Annotated in this window: 21 protein-coding genes and 3 pseudogenes; 1 reads left to right on the top strand and 23 read right to left on the bottom strand. The window is 37.8% G+C overall.

Annotated elements, in window-relative coordinates; translation table 11 throughout:
• The 17 genes and pseudogenes from spoIIIAA to RGF10_RS07355 form a co-directional block, all read right to left on the bottom strand.
• Window positions 1-923: pseudogene (spoIIIAA, locus tag RGF10_RS07435) on the bottom strand (stage III sporulation protein AA).
• 128 nt (window positions 924-1,051) lie between these two features.
• The gene (locus RGF10_RS07430; protein WP_318508457.1) at window positions 1,052-1,558 is read right to left on the bottom strand and encodes a TlpA family protein disulfide reductase; all 507 of its coding nucleotides are present in this window, start codon (window positions 1,556-1,558) and stop codon (window positions 1,052-1,054) included.
• A gap of 100 nt (window positions 1,559-1,658) precedes the next feature.
• Entirely contained in the window at window positions 1,659-1,781 is a 123-nt protein-coding gene (locus tag RGF10_RS07425; RefSeq protein WP_318508456.1) for a CcmD family protein, read from the bottom strand.
• Window positions 1,782-1,794: 13 nt separating this feature from the next.
• Window positions 1,795-2,553, bottom strand: coding sequence for a cytochrome c biogenesis protein (locus RGF10_RS07420; protein ID WP_318508455.1), 759 nt, complete (start codon window positions 2,551-2,553; stop codon window positions 1,795-1,797).
• A 70-nt stretch (window positions 2,554-2,623) separates the two neighbouring features.
• On the bottom strand, window positions 2,624-3,235 hold the full coding sequence (locus tag RGF10_RS07415) for a heme exporter protein CcmB (protein ID WP_318508454.1): 612 nt from the start codon (window positions 3,233-3,235) through the stop codon (window positions 2,624-2,626).
• Window positions 3,235-3,936 carry an ABC transporter ATP-binding protein gene (locus RGF10_RS07410; RefSeq protein WP_318508453.1) on the bottom strand — a complete coding sequence of 234 codons (702 nt, stop codon included), beginning with the start codon at window positions 3,934-3,936 and terminating at the stop codon, window positions 3,235-3,237. The genes RGF10_RS07415 and RGF10_RS07410 overlap by 1 nt, the downstream gene beginning before the upstream one ends.
• A 25-nt stretch (window positions 3,937-3,961) precedes the next feature.
• A complete protein-coding gene (locus RGF10_RS07405) occupies window positions 3,962-4,969 on the bottom strand; it encodes a hypothetical protein (RefSeq protein ID WP_318508452.1) in 1,008 nt (335 codons plus the stop codon).
• Entirely contained in the window at window positions 4,966-5,337 is a 372-nt protein-coding gene (locus RGF10_RS07400; protein WP_318508451.1) for a hypothetical protein, read from the bottom strand. The genes RGF10_RS07405 and RGF10_RS07400 overlap by 4 nt, the downstream gene beginning before the upstream one ends.
• 12 nt (window positions 5,338-5,349) lie before the next feature.
• A complete protein-coding gene (locus RGF10_RS07395; protein ID WP_318508450.1) occupies window positions 5,350-5,859 on the bottom strand; it encodes a cytochrome c-type biogenesis protein in 510 nt (169 codons plus the stop codon).
• Window position 5,860: 1 nt separating this feature from the next.
• Window positions 5,861-7,342: a heme lyase CcmF/NrfE family subunit gene (locus RGF10_RS07390; protein WP_318508449.1), complete on the bottom strand. Its 1,482-nt coding sequence runs from the start codon at window positions 7,340-7,342 to the stop codon at window positions 5,861-5,863.
• Window positions 7,339-7,842: a heme lyase CcmF/NrfE family subunit gene (locus tag RGF10_RS07385; protein ID WP_318508448.1), complete on the bottom strand. Its 504-nt coding sequence runs from the start codon at window positions 7,840-7,842 to the stop codon at window positions 7,339-7,341. The genes RGF10_RS07390 and RGF10_RS07385 overlap by 4 nt, the downstream gene beginning before the upstream one ends.
• Window positions 7,843-7,868: 26 nt before the next feature.
• Window positions 7,869-8,327, bottom strand: coding sequence for a cytochrome c maturation protein CcmE (locus RGF10_RS07380; protein ID WP_318508447.1), 459 nt, complete (start codon window positions 8,325-8,327; stop codon window positions 7,869-7,871).
• Window positions 8,328-8,340: 13 nt separating this feature from the next.
• Complete coding sequence (locus RGF10_RS07375; protein ID WP_318508446.1) at window positions 8,341-9,402, bottom strand: hypothetical protein; 1,062 nt, start codon at window positions 9,400-9,402, stop codon at window positions 8,341-8,343.
• Between the two features lie 394 nt (window positions 9,403-9,796).
• Window positions 9,797-10,450 carry a c-type cytochrome gene (locus RGF10_RS07370; protein WP_318508445.1) on the bottom strand — a complete coding sequence of 218 codons (654 nt, stop codon included), beginning with the start codon at window positions 10,448-10,450 and terminating at the stop codon, window positions 9,797-9,799.
• A gap of 189 nt (window positions 10,451-10,639) precedes the next feature.
• The gene (gene efp / locus RGF10_RS07365; protein WP_318508444.1) at window positions 10,640-11,197 is read right to left on the bottom strand and encodes an elongation factor P; all 558 of its coding nucleotides are present in this window, start codon (window positions 11,195-11,197) and stop codon (window positions 10,640-10,642) included.
• 25 nt (window positions 11,198-11,222) lie between these two features.
• The gene (locus RGF10_RS07360) at window positions 11,223-12,284 is read right to left on the bottom strand and encodes a M24 family metallopeptidase (protein WP_318508443.1); all 1,062 of its coding nucleotides are present in this window, start codon (window positions 12,282-12,284) and stop codon (window positions 11,223-11,225) included.
• A 195-nt stretch (window positions 12,285-12,479) separates the two neighbouring features.
• Entirely contained in the window at window positions 12,480-12,983 is a 504-nt protein-coding gene (locus RGF10_RS07355; protein WP_318508442.1) for a YqhR family membrane protein, read from the bottom strand.
• Between the two features lie 486 nt (window positions 12,984-13,469).
• On the opposite strand from RGF10_RS07355, the gene RGF10_RS07350 reads away from it, so the two are divergent.
• Window positions 13,470-13,859: an SA1362 family protein gene (locus RGF10_RS07350; RefSeq protein WP_318508441.1), complete on the top strand. Its 390-nt coding sequence runs from the start codon at window positions 13,470-13,472 to the stop codon at window positions 13,857-13,859.
• A 108-nt stretch (window positions 13,860-13,967) separates the two neighbouring features.
• On the opposite strand, the gene RGF10_RS07345 is transcribed toward RGF10_RS07350, so the two are convergent.
• From RGF10_RS07345 to RGF10_RS07320, 6 genes and pseudogenes are all read right to left on the bottom strand, one after another.
• On the bottom strand, window positions 13,968-14,864 hold the full coding sequence (locus tag RGF10_RS07345; RefSeq protein WP_318508440.1) for a patatin-like phospholipase family protein: 897 nt from the start codon (window positions 14,862-14,864) through the stop codon (window positions 13,968-13,970).
• A gap of 74 nt (window positions 14,865-14,938) precedes the next feature.
• Entirely contained in the window at window positions 14,939-15,964 is a 1,026-nt protein-coding gene (gene splB / locus RGF10_RS07340) for a spore photoproduct lyase (protein ID WP_318508439.1), read from the bottom strand.
• A 608-nt stretch (window positions 15,965-16,572) separates the two neighbouring features.
• A pseudogene (locus tag RGF10_RS07335) lies at window positions 16,573-18,318 on the bottom strand (vitamin B12-dependent ribonucleotide reductase); the annotation flags it as partial.
• A 279-nt stretch (window positions 18,319-18,597) separates the two neighbouring features.
• Window positions 18,598-19,380, bottom strand: a complete 783-nt coding sequence (locus tag RGF10_RS07330; RefSeq protein WP_318508438.1) for an HNH endonuclease signature motif containing protein — start codon at window positions 19,378-19,380, stop codon at window positions 18,598-18,600.
• Window positions 19,381-19,457: 77 nt separating this feature from the next.
• Window positions 19,458-20,276: pseudogene (locus RGF10_RS07325) on the bottom strand (ribonucleotide reductase N-terminal alpha domain-containing protein); the annotation flags it as partial.
• A gap of 342 nt (window positions 20,277-20,618) precedes the next feature.
• Entirely contained in the window at window positions 20,619-21,455 is an 837-nt protein-coding gene (locus RGF10_RS07320; protein ID WP_318508437.1) for a lipoate--protein ligase family protein, read from the bottom strand.
• Window positions 21,456-21,643 lie beyond the last annotated feature (188 nt).

The following is a 21,643-nucleotide window of genomic DNA, read 5'->3' as shown; positions in this document are numbered from 1 at the left end:
CTAGTTCACTCTCGCTTTTTGAAAAATCTCTTTTCCTGAACCATTTTTTATATAGGCTATCGTTCCAGGTCCACTGTTCCGATTAAGTTCAATAAAGCGCTGAAATACCCCTTGCTTGAGAATGGCCTGAAGCGATGGACGCTGTTGAATTTCGGCCAGAGTGTTTCCATGAGTCGTCATGATTAAAATGATACCTGCATGGACAGCCTCTAATATCGCTTCGGTATCCTCCTTGCGCCCAATTTCATCAACAATTAATACATCAGGACTCATCGACCTAATCATCATCATCATTCCTTCAGCCTTTGGACAGGCATCAAGCACATCAACACGAGGTCCAAAGGTGAGTTGTGGGATTCCATTTACGGATCCAGCTATTTCTGAACGCTCATCGACGATTCCAATTTTTTTTGGAACGATCCCACGTGAAGGATTACCTGTCGAAACGATTCTGGCAATATCCCGAAGGAGGGTGGTTTTCCCCGTTTGCGGCGGACCAATGATCATGGTATGAAGCCATTGCTCTTCACACAAATATGGGATCAACGGTTCAGCGATCCCAATTTTCTCCTTAGCAATACGAATATTAAAGGATGAAATATTCTGGATCGCTTTAACTTGGCCATTTTCTAAAATAACTTTGCCCGCAAGCCCAACCCGTGTCCACCTGCTATCGTTACATATCCACGTTTTAGCTCTTCTTCTATTGTATAAATGGAAAAATGACTAATTTTGCTTAGCAGTTGAACAGCATCCTCGGCTGTGGCATTATAGGATAAAAAATGAGGCATTCCGCCACTTGTTATTTCGATTGGTCGATTAATGCGAACTCTTATTTCCTCAATCCTGCTTTTAATCGTTGGAGGAACAGAAGAAAAAAGGTCTGAAATGTTTTTCGGTAAAAAGGCTAGAACGGTTTCCACAATCTCTCCTCCTCATGGTCTACCTCTCATTATTTAAAATGTATGCCTGCTTGACCAAACTAGAACTTTCATTTCATGTTAGATAGGCAAAAAAAAGGCACAATGCTCATCGCATTGTGCCCACTTGCTTATTCATATTTTGTCGTTAAATCATATAGTTCATCTTTTGTAATGGGTCCGATATAGTGTTCCCGGATAATCCCTTGCTTATCGATGATGAAGGTTTCAGGTTGACCAGTAACATTGTATTGCTTAGAAACTTTTCTGTTGAAGTCAAATAAATAGGTAGAAGTCGTTTTATGCTTTTTTACAAATTTTTTCACTCGGTCTTGTGTTTCCCCAAGATCCAAAATAAGCAATTTATACTTATCACCGTATTCCGTTTCAAACGCTTGAAGCTCTGGAGCCTCATCCACACAGGGTCCGCACCAGGTGGCAAAATAGTTAACAACGACCATCTGCCCCTTGTAATCAGACAGCTTCGTTACTTTTCCGTTAATGTCCTCTAATTCAAAGTTGTATGCAGCCTCACCAACATCTGTATGTTCACCTTTTGTCGCAAGGGAGATCCCAAAATAAACAAACAGGCCAATTACACCAGCTAAAACGAGGATTTTGATACTAGGTTTTTTCATCAGTATTTCTCCCTGGATCTTTCTTTATAATTCCCAATCAAAAGTTAGGTTTTTACCAGGACAGAGCCTGTTACCAACAGAACTCTTATATTTCATATTATTAATCTAATTGCTTTAGAAATTCGATTTCTTTCTGGAGTTTTGCTTGACGTAAACCATGAAGAAATACATATGCTATAATCGTTACACTCGAAATTGCGTAGGCAGCTATCACGTAATTCATCTTTTTAGCCTCCTTATTTAATCGCTTCTCTTACTTGCTCTTTATATTGCTCAAACTTATGTTTCAATTTCTCAAAACCTACTCCTCGAACAAGAAGGAAAATATATAAAACTGTTGTAAAGGCAATCATCGTAAGTAAAGCTGTCAGCATTTCAGGCTCAATTCCTCCGCCTGATTGGTTCTTCCCTTCTCCAAACACAACAGGATGGAATTTTGTATTCCACCAACGAATAGCCATAAATACGATCGGAACATCGACGAATCCAATAATTCCAAAAACAGCTGCTAATCTGGCTTTCTTCTCCCAAACTCCATCCATTTGACGAACCATTAAGTATGCAACATAGATAAACCAAAGTATAAGAGCCGTAGTTAAACGTGGTTCCCATGACCACCAAGTGTTCCAAGATGATCTTGCCCAAATGGATCCAGTAATTAACGTAAGTGTTAAAAATACAACTCCAATTTCTGCTGAAACATAGGCATACGTATCATAAATCCGCTTTCTTTTTACTAGAAAAAGAATACTAAAGACAAAAGTAACAAAGAAAGCTGCGAAACCGATCCACGCAATTGGAACATGCACGTAGAATATCTGATACACAACCCCCATTGTCTTTTCAATTGGTGCATAGAAAAAGACTAAAGATAGACCGACAATAGCCAGAATCAGTGATGCCCATCCTAGTATTTTTTGAAGCATTGATGCTTTTTCAATGGTTGGGGGAGCAGGCATTGAAGCGTTTCGCTCCTTTTTTACACTTACACTCATATTTATACCTCCAGAACGTATTCAATTAACAAGAAGCAAAGAACAAAGAAGATAACATCATATGCAGCAATTAACTGCATCCAAGCAATCGCATCTGGAGCTTCTCTAGATTAGTAAGGATATTTCTTGTAGCTTGTACAGCACCGATTAAGATAGGAGCCGTAATCGGAAATAATAGTAACGGTAACAGCATTTCACTGCTCTTCGAGTTTGAAGCAAGCGATGCCAAGAAGGTTCCGATACTGACAAAGCCAAAACTTCCAATAAAAAGAACAAGAATAAAGTATGGCAAACTTCCGAGTAGTCTAAAATCAAATAGTAAGAACAAAAATGGGATTGCAACTAACTCCACAATGATCATCATCGTAAAATTAGCTATCAGTTTTCCTAAATAAATACTTGCCGGTTCCATCGGTGCGATGAGAAGACCTTGCATTGTATCATTTTTTTGTTCTGAGAGAAATGAGCGGTTTAAGCCTAGTATTCCTGAGAACACGATGATAACCCAAATCACACCTGGAATTACCGCTTTCGTCATGTTATTGGATGGATCAAACGCAAAACTAAAAACTAAAATGACTAGCCCTGCAAAAATGATCATCGTCGCTAACACTTGCTTTGTCTTCAGTTCTGAATACAAATCTTTTTGAGCAATCAAGAGGGCAGTTTTAAAGAAGTTCATTATACTCCCTCCGTATGTTGTAAATATTTTTCTGTGACAAAATCAATTTGATTTTCGCTAATTTTAAAATCATCGGCTACTTTTCCATCTTTAATTATGATAATCCGATCACAAATTTCTGCTGCTTGTTTAAAATCATGGGTGACCATTAAAGTGGTGGCGCCCTTTTGTTTCATCGAAATAATTACATCATTCAAAATGCTAATTGCACCTTGATCTAAACCTGTATGCGGTTCATCTAACAGCAATAATTCTGGTTCATGGATAATGGCTCTTGCAATGGCAGTCCGCTGAATCATCCCACGGGAGAAATTTTTTACTGGCTCTTTTAAAAAGAAAGATAGACCAACATCTTTTATAAGTTTTACCGCTTTTTCCTCTACATCTTTTACCCCGTATAGATTCCCAAAGAAAACAAGATTATCAAGCGGAGAATAGTGTTCATATAATAGGCTAGAATGGGGTAGATACCCCATTAGCTTTTTTATATCATTTCCGTTTTTCTTTAAGTCAAGCCCGTTAATTTTCACTTCTCCGCTAGAAGGTTTAATAAGGGTTGCAATGACCTTTAACAAGGTACTTTTCCCAGCTCCATTAGGACCTAATATGGCAACTGTTTCACCTTTTTCAATAGACAAATTAATGCCTCTTAAAATCAATTTCGTATCTGCTTGTTTTATTAGTTTCTTTATTTGAATCACTTAGAGGCCCTCCCCACACCAGTTGTTATTCAACAAATTGATTCAGACTTAACTTCACCTGGACAAGATGCTGTTTGTAGGCCTCCAACTTGGCATGATAGTCACTTTCAGATATTTGCCCTTTATCTAGTGCTTCTTCTAATTCTAAAATTTTATCCAAAATGGCCTTTTGCTTGGCCATAAGATGTTTAAATGCCTGTTCTTCCTTATCTGCGTTTCTGTTCTGATTCTTCACCTTATTTTTCCAAGAAAAATAAGAGACGTAACCAATTCCAGCAAGTAAGATCGCACCTAAAACAATCATTAAATAATGGGGATTGAATTTATTCAGAGCCGACTGATTCCACATACGAAGATGACCAGGGTTATGGAAATCTGGAGCCGATTTCGTTACATTCCCTACACCCGTATCACTAGTTGTATCTGTTCCACCAGTTTGCGATTGAGTTGTACCACTTGCACTTGGTTGTTTGTCTTTATTATAAGTAAGTGTAACAGTTTGATTTGCTTGGATATTCTGGATTGTATAGGTTGTATAATTTTTCTCATCGATGCTAAGAGACTCTTGGCTTGCAACCTTTGCATCTTTAAATTCAATACTCCCAGATCCTTCAGGAACCAATACCTGATACATTGCAATTGGAAGATTAAATTTAATCGCTATATCTTGTCCTGACTTCACCTGATAAGTATATGGCAATGTTACCGAACCACTTGCAGGAATAGGGTCAGTCGTAACAAATCCAGTTTCCGTCTCTTTATACTTTACGGTTTCCTCAAGCATTTGCAGATTGGTGGCACCTTCTGGTAATGGTACTGAAATAACACCTTCTGACTGTCCGTCTCCCTTGTATTCTTCATCCGTTAGGTTTTTATAGTTAACCATATCCATTACTTGAGTGGAACCGTCTTGACTTGGCGATATGACAATATACTCCATGTCGATTTGGATCTTAGCATCAGTAGCAGCATAAACGGTAAAAAACGGAATCAATAATAACCCTAGGAGAGGGATAATGATTTTTTTCATCATTTCCCTTCCTCCTTCTTTTGACGATTACGGTTAAGCGCTGCTTCTATTTCGCGCTCTACGTCTGCCATTACACTTGCGTTCACATTCGTTTTGAAATTTGTTTCTTCCGATTTCAAAATTTTAGATACTTCTGTTTCATATTGCTTTTTTAAATTTTTATAATCAGACTCAGATAATTTACCCATCTTATGCTCAAATTCTATTTCATTCAGCGTTGTTAATAAGGCTTCTTTATCTGATGTTTTTTCTAGCTTATAGCCTTCGTTAATTGAAAATAGGTTCCAATTAAAAAACGGGGCCAATACAAGAAAGAAGCAGCTTAATGCAAGAATGGCCGTTAAAACCATTGAGATGATCGAAATCTCCATACTGTTCACATCCTACAAATACTTTTTTCGTTCTTCTTCAATTATGCTTGATAAAATCTCTTCTTCGATTTCATCCTTCTCTTGGTCGTCTGCTACCATTTCTTCACTATTACCATTTTTCTTTACCCATTTACGAATAATGAAGAAGATGCCAGTACCAGCGCCACCAATGGCTGCAAATGGAAGAACCCAAGCAGTTAGACTAAAGCCACTCTTCACAGGTGCAGTTAGTATTTCTTCGCCTAATGCCTTGACATAGTATTCACGGATTTCATCCTTGTCCATGCCTTTTTCCATCATGTCAACTAGCTCAGCTTTGAACGCTTCCGTGTTCTTACAGCCTGCCATATCACATGAATAATGATCTTGGCCACATCCACACGTACAGATAAATTGAGAAGCCACTGCTTTAAATTCTTTTGATTTAATATCAATTGATTTATTTTCTGCCCCAAAAACCGCAAATGCGCCTTGAAAAATAAACAGAATGATGAGGATTCCTATAGAAAACTTTTTGTTCACCTTAAGACACCTCTTTCATTACACCGGTATACCTTGGGGTAATATTTCCGTGCTTTCCTGTCCAAACTGCAAACAATGAACCAATTACGATTAAGAAAGAACCAGCCCATAGCCAATTCATCATTGGATTTACCTTAACAATAAAGGTTGCACGACCATCGTCTTCCCATGCACTTAAGACAATATATAAATCTTCCATGACGGTGCTGCTGATTGCCGGTTCTGTTGATGGTTGTTCCCAGTTACCGTAGAAGACCTTTTCAGGCTCAAAGCTACCAATTCTTTCGCCATTTTTAAATACAGTTAAATCAGCATAGACAATATCATTAACACCTTCACTACGTTGATCTAGGTTATCGTATACAAGCTTGTAATCTTTTATTTCAATTGACTCACCAATTGCTATTGTTTTCATTGTCTCTAAATCATAGTTTTGTGAACCGATAATTCCCATCGTGATAAAGGCAATACCGAAGTGAACTAGATAACCACCGTAACGACGGCGATTTTTTGTCATTAAGCGATACAAGGCAACTGCCGGATTTTCGCCAGTCATTTTTCTTCGTGCTTTCACACCACGGTAGAATTCAAAGTAATGAGTTACAAACAAGAGAACAATTACACCGTAGCCAATTACTGCCCAGGCTTTTTGCATGCCTAGTACAACCATTAGCGTCATCCCAACGATGCTGACAATAGCTGGAATTAAGAAATTTTTCTTTAAATTCTTAATCGTTGATCTTTGCCATGCAAGCAGTGGACATACAGCCATTACGAACATCATGGATAAAAGAATTGGTGCTTGTACAGTGTTAAAGAATGGAATCCCCACTGTTACTTTTGTTCCACGAACGGCTTCAGACACTAGTGGAAAAATCGTGCCCCAGAATACCGCGAATGCCGAACCAACTAATAATAAGTTGTTGATTAAGAAGCTACTTTCCTTTGAAACATAGGAAGTAAATTGTCCTGCACTCCGCTTAATTAAGTTGTAGCGGCTCATCAGCACATACATAGCTAAAATAACGGCTACTCCCATAAAGATTAAGAAGTACAGACCTAAATTAGAATCTGCAAAAGCATGAACAGAGGTTAACACACCACTTCTTACTAGGAATGTACCAAAAAGTGTCAATGCATAGGACACGACAATTAAGCAAATATTCCACACTTTGAGCATGTTTTTACGCTCTTGAATCATCACGGAATGTAGGAAGGCCGTCGCTGTTAACCAAGGCATGAATGATGCATTTTCAACAGGATCCCATGCCCAGTATCCGCCCCAACCAAGCTCTACGTACGCCCATTGACCACCGAATATATTCCCTAAACTTAGGAATAACCAAGCGATAATTGTCCAGCGTCTCGTCATTTTAATCCAGAAATCATCTGTGTTTTTCAAGATTAGAGCTGCCATTGCGAAGGCAAATGGTACAGCTAACCCAACGTATCCAAGATATAACGTTACCGGGTGAATAATCATCCCGGATTTTGCAGCATCGGATTTAAACCTCTTCCTTCTGTTGGAATCGTTGCTAACACTTCAAAAGGTCTGGCAACAAAACCAAGGATAAAGAAGAAGAAAACTCCATTTGCTAATAGGATGGATGCAATATAAGGAACCATTGGGTTCCCTTTCATCTTTCGTGAGAAAGTTACCATTGTTGTATAAAGAGTTAAGAAAAATGTCCACAAGAGTAGTGAGCCGGAATTTCCAGCCCATAATGCTGTCAATTTATAAATTAACGGCAGGTCACTACTTGTATAATCACTTACATACTTGTACTCAAATGCGGATGTTCCAAGGAAATAAAGTAGGGTTATCATTGCAAAAGATGATGTAACAAGAAGGGCAATGACGCCACCTTTACCGCTGTTAATATATTTTTGATTTTTTGTGCTGATTCCTAATGTCATAATCAGCAATGAATAAATTGCAAGTGCAAAACCGATATAAATCGTTGCATTAGCAAATAAATACATTACGTCACCTTCTTTTCTTTGGCCTGTTATTCTTCGTTGGAAGGCTTTTTGCCAAGCTTGTCCTTGTGAGTTTCTGGATCATAGTTTTTCATGTCCTGACCTTCGTACTTTGATGGACAGCGTGTCTTTACAGTTTCCGCTACAAAAGTGTCCTTTTCAGTAGGGGCACCTTGAAGGATACAAATAACACCTTCAGCGAAGTTATCTGGTTTTACTCCATTATGGATAACATGCATGATATTACCGTTATTGTCTTTTACATCAAATTTCAATTCAATTTTATCTGCGTCCCATTTGATGGTATCTTCAATAAGCAAGCCTTCCACGGTAACAAAATATCCATCACGATATTTTTCCTGATTTTTTAACAATTCATCCATCTTTAGTTCGACTCCACTTGAACCAGGTGTAGCAGCCATTAGAAGGAAAATAATCGCACCAGCAATGATAAAACCGCCCAGCATGACAATCGTATTTTTTTTCATGTCCGTTTCCCCTTTACCCCAATTTTTCTAGTTCTTTTTCATACGTTTCTTCATCAATTTCCCCATTGATTAACATCGATCTTAGCTTCTTTTTATGATCAGTTGAGTCCTTTTTCGCTCCCTTTTGTGGTTGCTTATCAAGGCTTGATTTTTTAGTAGAAACTTTTTTTGCTTTCGTTCCTGTTTGTTTAGAACTACGTGTATTCCCTCTTAAGCCAAGAAACACAAATACACCAAAAATGATAATGGAAAGTCCAATAACAATCGCTCCACCCATACCAATAATCGGTTGATCAGATGATGCTTTACTGTCCTTAGAATTGTTTGTCACTTGCTCAGTTGCAGTAGTCCCACTATGATTTTCATCATCTGGTGGTGATTGTTCACTTATCACGGACAATGTAGATTTGTTATCTTTTTTCACATAAGAAGCTGTAATATTTACCGCTTCGCCCTTTTTCTTATTCGTATATTGGTAAATATTGAGCTTTTCACCATAATCACTTTCCGATGTACTTGTTGCAGCAGGCTCCGCTTTAAAATCCTTTGATTTTAATGGAGCATAAAGAATAATATCTAATTTTTCTGTATCTGCAGGGTTCGCATAATTAAAGCTAAATGTTTTATTGTCTTTTACTTCGAATGGGTTTGTATAGTACTCTACTACGAAACTATAAGTTTTATCTTTTTTGATTGCACCTTGTGGTTTCCAGGTAATAACACCCTTATCTTTATCGATTTCAAAAGGTCTTTGAACCTCTGGGTCCGTTTCATTCGGAAACTCAGCAACTAAATACACTTCAAAGTTTTTATCGTTTACTGGAGCTGGAAATTCAATTTCCCCAGTATAATCCTTGCCTGTTTTATTCGTAAATGTTCCATAATACCCTACCAATAAAGATGGTTGATCTTCTGGCCATTTTTCTGGGTAGTCAAATTCAGGCATTACTTGAATTTGCATTTCTTTATACGGAAAATTGTCTGTTGGAAAGCTTCCCGCAGCATCTGCGCTTGGAATCGCTAAATTCAGAAAAAATAATATTGTGATAACAAATGATGCTAATCTAGTAAGCATTTTACTCCTCCTCGTGAAAACAAATCTGTTTTTACTATAATCCCCTTAGAAAAACTATAATCCTTTATGGGTGTCTTGCACCGCAGTACCGGTGAACATTTTGTTAAATGCTTAAATCGTTAGTTTTTTGCCATATAAAAATCAAAAAATATTCACATTTGCGAGCTTGATAACTTATTTTTCCACCATTTTTTAGTAAAGAGCCATTTTAAGCAAAGGATTACAAAAGGAATATTAATATAATTAACGCTTACACACCTATGTGATATTTGAATTTTTTATAACAAAAAGTTATTGGAATAATCAGCAAATATAAATTCAAGAAGGTCTTCTACTAAAGCCTCCTAACAGATACGAAAAAACTGACACTTAAATAAAAGTGTCAGTTCAAATTTTATTTACCTTGCATGTATCGAATGTACATGACAATATCATTAATATCTTGTTTGCTTAATTGTCTTACACCCTCTAAACCTTTTAACGATGGTCCCATTCTTGTTTCTTCGCGACCATATGCTGTGCTCATCCAAAGTTGTTCATTTGTTGTATATTGCAATTTTTGTGGGCTCACTAAAACTGTCCCCATCTTTTTCTTACCTGCTCCGTCAATTCCGTGACAGCTTGCACAGAACAAATCATAATGCTTCTTCCCGCTCTCTGGATCTCCACTTATTTTTTCTGGAACATCCATCTCAATCGATTTTTTCTGCCAGTTTCTCATATAAGCGACGACATTATTTATATCCTCTTCACTAAGATTTGCACCATAAGCTGGCATAACAGAACCTTCTCTGCCGTATTTTACTTGATTAAATAGATCTTTGTCTGTATAAGTGTTTAGGAAATGCTGGTTATTGAGTGCAGTGCCTTCTTTCGCACCTTGGCCTTTTCCATTATCTCCGTGACAAGCAGAGCATTGCTGTTGATAAATCCTTTCACCAGCTTCAATCGCTTTTTGGTTCTTTGGAGTTAATAAACTGCTATTGCTAATTACGATAATAATACCTATTGTTACTAAAATATAAATGCCAATGAGTATTTTCTTCATAACATTCCCCTTACTTAGGTGTTGTTGATGATGAATGAACAGATTACATGAATATTTTAACAACAGAATTCCTACTCATAACATTTTAATTATTACTATTTAGTGAAGAAATATACGCCAATATTATATGACCTAAAGAAAAAACCTCCATCCGTTGCTATAACGAATGAAGGTTTGCATTATTAACTATTAAGCACGAGATACGTAGCTACCGTCAGTTGTGTTGACAATTAAGCGATCCCCTTGATTTACGAAGAATGGTACTTGCACAATAAGACCTGTTTCAACTGTCGCTGGCTTTGTACCACCTGAAGCTGTATCACCTTTAATTCCTGGCTCAGTTTCAGTTACTTCTAGTTCAACCGTATTTGGAAGTTCTACACCAAGTGTTTCACCATGATACATCATAATCGATACTTCCATGTTTTCTTTTAGATATTTCAATTCATATTCAATCGAATTTGCTGGCAATTCAATTTGTTCATATGATTCGTTGTCCATAAAAACATGCTGATCCCCACTTGCATATAAATATTGCATTCTGCGGTTATCAATTTGAGCCTTAGCTACTTTTTCACCAGCACGGAAAGTTTTTTCTTGAATAGCACCATTACGTAGGTTACGAAGCTTTGAACGTACGAACGCTGCTCCTTTCCCAGGTTTTACGTGTTGGAAATCCATGACGCGCCAAATTGAGCCGTCTACCTCGATTGTTAATCCAGTACGAAAATCGTTTACAGAAATCATGAAAAATATCCTCCTAAATTTTCAGTTAAAGAACCATTAATTCTTTTGTTGAGTGTGTCAACAGTTCATTGTGTTCCTCTGTAATTAAAGTGTCATCTTCAATCCGTACGCCACCAAGTCCAGGAATATAGATCCCAGGCTCAATCGTTACGACCATTCCCGGTTCTAATTTAAGATCAGATTTAATGGAAAGGGCTGGACCTTCATGAACTTCTAGTCCAATTCCGTGCCCCGTTGAATGACCAAAATATTCCCCGTACCCTTTTTCAGTAATATAGTTTCTCGTTAAAGCGTCTGCTTCTTTTCCGGTCATGCCTGGCTTAATGCCTTCCACCCCACGAAGTTGCGCTTCAAGAACAACCTCATATATTTCTTTTAGTTTTGGGTCAGGTTTACCTACAGAAACAGTTCGAGTGATATCGGAAACATAGCCTTTGTAATAGGCACCGTAATCAAGCGTGATTAAATCACCCTTTTCAATTACTTTATCACTGGCAACACCATGTGGAAGGGCTGAACGATATCCAGAAGCCACAATTGTATCAAAGGAAGATGCTGTTGCACCTGCTTTTCTCATAAAGAACTCAAGTTCATTTGACACCTCTAGCTCAGTAAGCCCAGGGCGTATGTAATCTAATATGTGTTTAAATGCCGCATCAGCGATATCGGCAGCTTCCTTTAATATCTTAATCTCTGAATCCGTCTTAATCAAGCGCAACTTTTCAATTATACCGGAAATTGGAACTAATTCCGCTTTAACAGCATCCTGATAGGCTTTATAGGACGAAAATGAAACAAAATCTTGCTCAAACCCAAGCTTCTTTATTCCTATTTTTTCAGCTTGAGCAGCAATTTCCGAAATGATTGAAGGTCCGTGTTTAACAATTGTATAGCCCTCACATTGTTTGGTTGCCTGTTCAATATAACGAAAATCTGTAATAAACAATGCCCGGTTGCCTGTAATAAGAACGACACCAGCGCTACCTGTAAAGTTCGTCATATAGCGGCGATTATAAGGACTTGTAATGAGTACTCCGTCTATCCCGAGATTTTCAAACTGGGACCGCAATTTTTCAATTTTATCCATGAGACTATCCCCTCTCCTTTTGCCTTAACAATGGAATCAAATCCTTCATTTTTTTCAGCGAAACAAGTTGTAGCTATGTATGAAATTTAAATTAAAATCCCCTCTCCCTTTCCTTAGAGCAAAGTCCCCATTTCAATAAATTCATTCTAACATAAAAATTTTTTTGTTCACTATTACATGCACCTAAATTACTAATTACCCATGTTCATTCTCAAGTTTTCGAATTTCATTTTCCTCATAAGATATGGAATAACCAACAAAAACTCCATATAAGATATATATACAGACCGAGGTCATAATCGTCATTCTTTTTAATTCAATAAAAGGATTAATTCCAGGAAAGATCGGATTTAAGACAAAGAATACAAGTAAAAACAACACCACTCCATATCCTATTCCGACATACATGTTGTTAAATTTTCTTAATGAAATGTAGTAAAGAATTGCTGCGCCTATCGAAATAATTCCGATTAAAATAATCGAAATAACTGTTCCTAACCATTCTTCCTTCCATGCACCAATTGTCCATGGTTCAATAATTACATTTGGCCTGATTTCTGTGAAATGAAACACATACGCTAAATATGCTAACGAACTCCATAGCAGACCTCCTACAAATCCAATTGTCATTACCATCGCAAGAAAAGATAATGGCTTTTCACGTTGTGATTGCTCCAATTTCGCTTGATCTTCCGCCATTTTATACACCTCCATTTTCTATTATGTCCACCTGCATTTAATACATTGCAATCCAATAAAATTTAGTATATGAATAAATATTTGATTCCTAACAAAAGAAATTCCTTCAGCCTAGAGGTTTTATCAGTTTTTTAGTAGAATAAAATAAATAGTAAAAAATTTTTCGAAATGGATGATTTTCTTTTATAACGTTTTGATACTTACTTATCAATTCCTCCATATATTGGTTAACTTATTCGTTAAAAAGGTGTTTCCCTATCTCTGTCCAAAGCATAAAGTAATGAATACCTTTCACTTTCCATTCTGCTATTCTGATTACATTCATCGTAGCTTCCTTCATACTTACGTTTTGGTTTAGAGTTATGCATATATGTTGTTTAGAGAAAGAAAGTAACTGAAGTAAAGGGTATTTCCAAAGAAAACGTATAAAGTGTAAGACATCATAGTTTAAAATTGGTAAATTATGCTTATTATGCTCTTAGGGAGGTGGCTTTCTTGAAAAATCAAACTTCATTTATTATTGTATTGGGTCTTGTCCTATTGGCAGCTATTGGGGTTGCAGGTAGTTACATTGACAATCCAACCGGATTTATCAAAAGTATAGCTGTCATGTTGATCGCAGGTGTGGTCGTTTATTTTATTGTGAAACGGTTCTTGCTTTCCAACCCGGATAAACGAGAGCAGCGAGCATTTATTAAAGCTGCAAAAAAGTCAAAGAAACGGATGCATCAAAAAGAAGCAACGGTTCATCCGCGCCGTACAGCTTCAGCGATTACGACAATGAAGAAAAATATTAAAACGAAGAAAAGTTCGACTGCACATTTAACTGTTATCGATGGAAAAAAAGGGAAAAAGAAAAATCGAGCCTCTTTTTGACTCGATTTTTTTTGCACAAGTGCGGAGCCTATACTTTTAGGTCATTTTCCTTATTCAAGACCTAAACTGTTTGGATTACATTTACTTTGGCTCCGTTTGCCCAGTCTTTTATCCTTGATGATTGAAACTCCATGTTTTTAAAAATCGTGCGGCACTTTCCCTTCCAACATCCATCAGGTATTTCCGCTCATCTGCTGTAATGTCGAAATGGATTCCAGAAATCCCCTCAGTAGGAATAAAGATAATATCCTTTTCGTGTTTTCTAGAAATATAACGTGAATCATGGGCACTCATCATCGTTTCAAATAATGCCTCAAGAAGCTTGATCGCATTGTTTACATTATTCTTTTGAAGTTCTGGAGTTTTACTGGTTAATTTAATTCCTAGGACGGGCCTTGTTTTATCCACATGTTCTTTATCAAAAAGCCACATCGGAAAATTGCTTAATACTCCTCCATCTACAACAATATCTGAACGATCAAACGTTTTTATTTTTACGGGTTCAAAAAAGTAAGGGATACTACAGCTCATGCGAATCGCTTTAGCAACGGGAAAAGCATCAGGCGAAATTCCATAACTTTGAAGGTCATCCGGCAAGACGAGCATCCGGCCATTTGTTAAATCTGAGGCAACTACCCTCAATGCGTGTGGGGGAAGGTCAGAGAATGTATGAATTCCCTTTGCGGATAAAATTTCACTAATCCAATTTTCAAGTTTATTTCCTCGATATAACCCCATCCGCCAATAAATAAACAGCCATCTTGCAAATGTTGGGAAAATCACACTTTTTCGTTCATCCTTAAAGATATTAACATCTAATTGTTCTAGCAAATGAACTATTTCCATACTCGAATATCCCGCTGCCACCATCGCAGCAACAATGGAGCCTGCACTGGTTCCCGCTACTCGACCAAAGGTGAAGCCATTCTTCTCCACTTCCCCAATTGCACTGGCAATCGCGAAGCCTTTAATCCCTCCTCCAGAGAAAACACCGTCTATAATCATCCATGTCACCCCTATCGAGACTCCTCGATACACTTTAATCGGGTGCAAATGAAAATAGTACGGTGTACATGTATTTAAGTAAAATATTCTATCTTAGCCTCAGGAAAAAACGTCCCAATATAGTTTCTTAATGTTTGCTCAAGGTTTTGTGCTTCGTCGGTAGGATACACATACTTGCCAATCCCATAACGACCCCATTTATATTTTCGTTTTTCTTCATCCATTTCGAGCTTCGTCTTTGGATATCTTTTTTCAATTACTCGCTTTGCAGGCTTTGTAAAACGGTGCTGAATCATTTCAAACGTTAACCCTGTTGTATCAATTCCTTGTAATGAATCGCTTAGGCGTTCAAACAGTTCATGATAGCCTTCCTCCCAGCCTTCATGCTTGTAGATAGGGGCAATGATAAAGCCAAGCGGATAACCGGCATTAGCGACCTTTCTGGCCCCTTCTAATCGTTCATCAAAGGATGATGTACCAGGCTCAAAATTCTTAATCACATACCTTGAATTGACACTAAAGCGAAATCGGGTTTTCCCATTATGCTTAGCATCGAGAAGATGGTCGACATGATGATACTTCGTTACAAACCGAAGGAGACCGTGCTCAGTTTGGCCTATGAATTCTATTGTTTTCTTGAGCGAATGAGTGAGATGATCGAGCCCGACGATATCGGATGTACAGGCAGCCTCAAACCGGGTTATTTCAGGCTTTCGTTCATCCATGTACTTTTGGGCTTGAGCGAAAATTTCGTCCAAATTGACGTACGTACGAATGTATGGCTTACTTCCAAGAGTTGTTTGTAAGTAGCAGTAATGACAATGGCCCATGCAGCCTGTAGCAAGCGGAATCGCATATTCCGCCGATGGTTTGGATGTATCGAATTTAAGTGTTCTTCTAACACCAACTACTAGTGTAGATTTTGCATTTCTGTATTGCTGTAGTTCGTTATCGCCAGGGATCCCACGAATCTGATTATGGGAGGTTGTTTCCCTTATTTCCAACCCCATATCGGTGAATTTTTGTTTCAATTCACGGCCGAGCGGATATTCTAGTGCCTGAGGTTCGATAAACACAAGTTGGGGAGTGAATGGTTCCATTGTTTGCCCTCTTTTCTTTCTTAGATTACCTGTTTTTAGTATGGACATTTTGAAGAAACGAGGCGTGGAAAAATATTTCCATTGGGACAGTAAGGGTGGCGATGAGAAAGTGTCGTTCAAGGTTGGGGATGTTTGATTGAGCGGTTGAGTCTTTAGTAGACAGCGGTTGTGGCAGAGATTAAGAATTACTTGATTGGACGATTAACGTAGACGTGCATTTAGGGGTTTTTGTGTGCATATCCTGACTTTAATGAGCATATCAGGAGATAGTCGTGCAAAAATTTAAAAAGTTGTATCATAAAATAGAAAAGTTGTATCATATATTTTTTAAGTTTTATCATATATGTTCCAAAACGTGCATATACAGTTTCAGACGTTCATATATTTTGCCAAAAAATCGCTATTTTGTTAAAAGAAAGTCCTTAATTATCGAAATTCACTCAAAATGTCAAATTTCAAAGAAAAAATTGCAGAAAATAATTTGAAAATTCTCAAGAGATATAAATATTGCTATTTTTTGATAAACATTTCGTTGGTGATCTTTACCATTAATCAATAAAAAAAACAGAGGATGGGGACTTTGCCCCATCCTCTTTCTCGTTCCTATTTTATAAACCGCATTTTAATTGTGCACCACAGTTTGTGCAAGTGTTGCAGCCGCCCATTTCTTCAACTGTTCCTTTACGGCAAACCGGACAAGTGTTGCCGACTTCAGATCCAATTGTCACATTTGTTTTGCGAAGTTCGATAACCGTATCAACAAGTACAACATGTTGATTCTTCGCTTTTTCTTTTAACATTTCTTTTGATTCTTCAAAGCTATTTTCTTCAGCTTTTAAGGTTAAAACCTGGCTGTCACGTGATCCGTCAACGTAAACAGTACCGCCTTTAGCTCCACCCTTGTAAAGACGTTCATAAACCTTTTCAACCTGCTCAACGCTGTAACCTTTAGGAGCATTAACAGTTTTACTAATCGAGCTGTCAATCCAGCGTTGGATAATGCACTGTACATCTGCATGTGCTTCAGGTGCCAACTCCATTGCTGTAACAAACCAATTTGGTAGGTTACTTGGATCTGCTTCAGGGTGTTTATCCAAATATTCTTGGACGATATCTGCCTTTACTTCAATAAATTTACCTAGACGACCGCTACGGTAATAAGAAAAGGAGAAATATGGTTCTAGGCCTGTTGAGACCCCAACCATCGTCCCAGTGGATCCTGTGGGAGCAACAGTCAATAAGTGTGAATTGCGAATTCCGTTTTCTAAGATTGATTCGCGCACATCTTCAGGCATTTTTTTCATGAAACCAGTATTGATAAATGCTTCACGAAGACGATTTGTTTCTTCTTCTGTGTTCCCTACTAAGAATGGGAAGCTTCCCTTTTCTTTTGCCAGTTCAACAGAAGTACGGTAAGCAGTCGTTGCGATTGTTTCAAACACTTTGTTGACTAGCTCATTTCCTTTGTCAGAGCCATATTCAGTTTCACAATAAATGAGTAAGTCATGTAAGCCCATTACACCTAGTCCAACACGGCGCTCGCTGAGGGCTTGTGTTTTATTATCTTCTAAGAAGTATGGAGTAGCTTCAATAACGTTATCCTGCATGCGTACGCCAACTTCAACAGTACGCTTTAATTTTTCATAGTTAACTGTTTTTGTTTCTTTGTCTGCCATTTCAGCTAAGTTTACAGCAGCAAGGTTACAGACTGAATATGGTGCAAGGGGTTGTTCCCCACACGGATTTGTTGCAACAACTTTTTGACCATAAGCTTGAGCGTTAGTCATGTCGTTTGCATTATCGATAAAGAAGATACCAGGTTCTGCAGAGTATGTTGCGCAAATGTTGATAAGATTCCAAAGCTCTTTTGCTTTGATTTTCTTATAAGTACGAACCTTGTAACCAAGTTTTTCCCACTCGCGTACATCCCCAACCTTGTGCCATTCTTCGTTGTAGATTTTCATTCCCTCAGCATCATAGCTTTCAACGTCTGGGAAACGGAGCTCATAATCGCCATCGTTTTCAACAGCTTCCATGAATTCTTTTGTTAAGCAAACAGAAATGTTTGCACCTGTTAAGAATTCAGAATTATGAACGCTGTAATTTCCACCCTCGCTTAACTTTTCCTCAGCGTCAGCAATAATCTGAAGGTCAAAGCCACCATAACCAGGGATATTTTTGTAATTGATGATCCCTTGGTACATTGCTTTTTCTTGTTCTGTAAGTGGAGTGAATTTCAACTTATCTTTTGCTATTTTTTTAATTGTTTCATCTTGTGTATTTTCAATCAAGAAACGCAAAATTCTTGGGTTCTGCATTTTTGAAATAATAAATTCAACAATATCAGGATGCCACGTTTATACCGTCCCTTTCAGGATATTTCCACTACACTGGGTAGTCGGCCTAGACTATATCATCACCCACAGCATAATCTGTTTGGGGCCGGGCGCTTATGAGAGTTTATTGTTGGGACTCACTCTCTAGTCGTTGAACCTTCGCCATAACCTTTGCCCTATGACGCTTGGCTGCAGATTGTCCAATACATGTAATTTTTAGAGCCATCACGCTCATCGTTTCCAATCACGTTGTGGCTTACATGTCTCTAAGGATTTCCCTGCAATTCACCCGATTTTCTAGTCGTTCATTTTCTGAACGACGCGGACTAGTATCTCAATAAATTGCTCTTCTCTACCGTAGGTTTTTTCATGGCATTTTTTACATAAAGTTATACCATTTTTTAGATCAAACTGTTTCTCAGGATAATTTCTTTTAGGGTAAATATGATGGGCTGCAATATTTCTAGAGCTTGAATCACATCCAGGCATTTTGCACCTATAACCGTCTCTTCTATAAACAAGATTCCTCCATTCCTTATACTCCGCGGAATAGACTACTTTGTTTGGCACGACTCTATTTGCCTTGAGATAAAGTCGGAAACAGTCGTTACTACAAAATGATTTCTTAGATCTAGTTGATAAAGAAAACCTTCTTTCAAAACCTTTATTACAGTAATGACAATTTTCCTTAACACGATTTTTCACTCTAGATAATTTTATTTTTTCCAGTGATTCTATTGAATGTTTTAATCCCCTTCTAGCAGCAGCTTTATCAATTTCATTATGACCTCTTATATCCCAGCCAAATGCAATAATTCGGTCTAAAATTGTTGTATAACTTACCCCTAGTTCATTTGCAATCACTGAATAACCCTTTTTTAAAGTTACGTATTGATGAAATAACCATTCTTTATTGTCATAAATTTTATCACCAAACTTAAATGGTTTTTTCCTAATACCAAAACGCCTTAAACGTGATTTTACAATGTGAATTGTTACCCCTAATTCATTCGCTATCTGAGTTATAGTTTGATTTTCTAAAACATACCTACGATACAAAAATTCTTTATTTAATTCCACCTAGACCACCTTCCGAAAGGAACGTACGTTCTATAAGGGAATTATATAATTTTTTCTGCAATTTGTCATTTTTGTTAATCCGCTTGCATGATCATCTGAGCTCCACGTCTTGACCCACCTTGCTCAACAAGATGTGTTAGCTTCGCAATATCATCCAACCAGGAAACTGAACCGGATGATTTTCCATTTACACCTTTTGCCAGCGTGTTTCGTGGACGAAGCGTTGAACCATTCGTTCCAACTCCACCGCCACGGCTCATGATTTCCATGACCTGCTTTCGGTGCTCAGAAATCCCCTCACGAGAATCCGGGACAAACGGCATAACGTAACAGTTAAAGAACGTTACCTCTGTGCCTGCTCCAGCACCGTATAATACGCGACCTGCCGGTATAAAGTTTAAGTTCACAAGTTCTTGATAGAACTTATCGAACCATTCCTTCCGCTTCTCTTCCGTTTTTTCGACTGAAGAAAGACCTGTGGCATTACGCTTGGCAATTTGCTCATAGTAAACCTCAAGAGGCTTCTCAATCACATCAAGAGGACGTCTGATTACACCAGTCGTCGCTTCCTGCGGATCATCTAACACTCCGCGGAATTCCTCATCAACTAGAACGGTTGCCATCTTGTTTTCCCAATCAATATCTACAATAAAACCAAGTCCGCGTGCTGGGAATTTTGGATCCTCTTTAATCGTAAGAACGACGAAATCTCCAGATGTTAGCGTAATTTTTTCCGTATCTTTAAACGTATACCGATCTAGCATAACAAGCCTTGATACACCTTTATGAGTAAGATTCATATCAGGGGTTATCGGATGCACCTGTGGAAATAATCGGATATCCTCGTTCAGTCTCTCAATGTTCATATTCATTTTTTTTGGTAGCACAACAGACATGATCACATCTCCTTCAAAAAATTGTTCTACTAAGTCCTCATTTGACATTTGATAGAACCATTTGTAAATCTAGCTGTTCTTTAATAATCATAAAGTTATCACATCCATCGGCTTAATTCAATATATTGTGTTCGCAATATTTTCGACACCACTATATATTGTGTTCAATTCAAAAAACCATTATTTTGTCAAACTTAAAAATATCTATAATTAAGAGAAATAAAGAGAAAATCGCGGAAATTCATCATAAAAAGAGAAATTTCAACATAATTTAAACCTTGCACTTCTTTTTTTCAGAAAATAATCATAAAAAATAAAAAGCGAATCATCGCTTTTTATTTTTTACCGCTTATAATTCCATCCATCATTTTCGTAGCGCTCTTTGGCCAGCTTGTGGACAAATTCTAGTTCCTCTTCGTTTAATTCGTATGGCACTAAATCAATATTTAAGCCCTCTGAAAATCCCTTCCAAAACGCATCTTTCGCTTCTGATAGGGTAATTTTTCGGCTGCTAATTTCATTAATCGCTACAGCTTTATTTTTAAAAGCCTTTTGCATTCGCTCTTTCACTCGCTCATTAGGATATTTAAATAAACTAAACAACTTATCCTCATCCAAGTCTAAAAGAATCGAACCGTGCTGGAGGATGACCCCTTTTTGTCTAGTCTGAGCACTCCCTGCCACCTTTCTACCTTCCACAACTAGCTCATACCAGCTTGGGGCATCAAAGCAAACAGCAGATCGAGGATTTTTTAATGATTCCTTCTCTTCTTCCGAGCGTGGAACCGCAAAATACGCTTCGAGCCCTAAATATTGAAATCCTTTCAAAATTCCTTCAGAAATAACGCGATAGGCTTCTGTTACAGTTTTCGGCATTTCTGGGTGGTCTTCTGAAACAATAACGCTATATGTGAGCTCGTGTTCATGCAAAACACCGCGCCCCCCTGTAGGTCTACGCACAAAACCTAAACCATGTCTTTTGACAGCATCCATATCTATTTCTTTTTCTACCTTTTGAAAATAACCGATGGAAAGCGTTGAAGGACTCCAGCCATAAAAGCGGATCGTCGGTGGAATTTTCCCCACGCTATGCCAATCTAACAATGCTTCATCCAGCGCCATGTTAAAAGCTGGCGAACAATCTCCCGAATCAATGAAACGCCATACTTCTTTTTCCATATCCCATCAACCTCAACTTTATAATGTTCATACATTTATAAAGTCTAACAAACTGCATACTGAAAACAAAACTATACGCATTGCACCAATTGCAATCAAAAAGTTTTTTGGGTATTTTCTTTACTCTATGGTAGTTGCCCTTATATAATTAAATATGGCTTATGATAGCTTGAAAGGAGCAAGGAACA

The organism is Bacillus sp. T3 (assembly GCF_033449965.1).
In the GTDB taxonomy this organism is placed as follows: domain Bacteria; phylum Bacillota; class Bacilli; order Bacillales; family Cytobacillaceae; genus Bacillus_BU.
This window is presented reverse-complemented; position numbering and strand designations above follow the sequence as displayed.

Coding starts and splice junctions, on each gene's coding strand:
- RGF10_RS07430 (WP_318508457.1), bottom strand. CDS start 1,558: ATGAAAAAACCTAGTATCAAAATCCTCGTTTTAGCTGGTGTAATTGGC.
- RGF10_RS07425 (WP_318508456.1), bottom strand. CDS start 1,781: ATGAATTACGTGATAGCTGCCTACGCAATTTCGAGTGTAACGATTATA.
- RGF10_RS07420 (WP_318508455.1), bottom strand. CDS start 2,553: ATGAGTGTAAGTGTAAAAAAGGAGCGAAACGCTTCAATGCCTGCTCCC.
- RGF10_RS07415 (WP_318508454.1), bottom strand. CDS start 3,235: ATGAACTTCTTTAAAACTGCCCTCTTGATTGCTCAAAAAGATTTGTAT.
- RGF10_RS07405 (WP_318508452.1), bottom strand. CDS start 4,969: ATGATGAAAAAAATCATTATCCCTCTCCTAGGGTTATTATTGATTCCG.
- RGF10_RS07400 (WP_318508451.1), bottom strand. CDS start 5,337: ATGGAGATTTCGATCATCTCAATGGTTTTAACGGCCATTCTTGCATTA.
- RGF10_RS07390 (WP_318508449.1), bottom strand. CDS start 7,342: ATGATTATTCACCCGGTAACGTTATATCTTGGATACGTTGGGTTAGCT.
- RGF10_RS07385 (WP_318508448.1), bottom strand. CDS start 7,842: ATGTATTTATTTGCTAATGCAACGATTTATATCGGTTTTGCACTTGCA.
- RGF10_RS07380 (WP_318508447.1), bottom strand. CDS start 8,327: ATGAAAAAAAATACGATTGTCATGCTGGGCGGTTTTATCATTGCTGGT.
- RGF10_RS07375 (WP_318508446.1), bottom strand. CDS start 9,402: ATGCTTACTAGATTAGCATCATTTGTTATCACAATATTATTTTTTCTG.
- RGF10_RS07370 (WP_318508445.1), bottom strand. CDS start 10,450: ATGAAGAAAATACTCATTGGCATTTATATTTTAGTAACAATAGGTATT.
- efp (WP_318508444.1), bottom strand. CDS start 11,197: ATGATTTCTGTAAACGATTTTCGTACTGGATTAACAATCGAGGTAGAC.
- RGF10_RS07360 (WP_318508443.1), bottom strand. CDS start 12,284: ATGGATAAAATTGAAAAATTGCGGTCCCAGTTTGAAAATCTCGGGATA.
- RGF10_RS07355 (WP_318508442.1), bottom strand. CDS start 12,983: ATGGCGGAAGATCAAGCGAAATTGGAGCAATCACAACGTGAAAAGCCA.
- RGF10_RS07345 (WP_318508440.1), bottom strand. CDS start 14,864: ATGATTATAGACGGTGTTTTCTCTGGAGGAGGGATTAAAGGCTTCGCG.
- splB (WP_318508439.1), bottom strand. CDS start 15,964: ATGGAACCATTCACTCCCCAACTTGTGTTTATCGAACCTCAGGCACTA.
- RGF10_RS07320 (WP_318508437.1), bottom strand. CDS start 21,455: ATGGAAAAAGAAGTATGGCGTTTCATTGATTCGGGAGATTGTTCGCCA.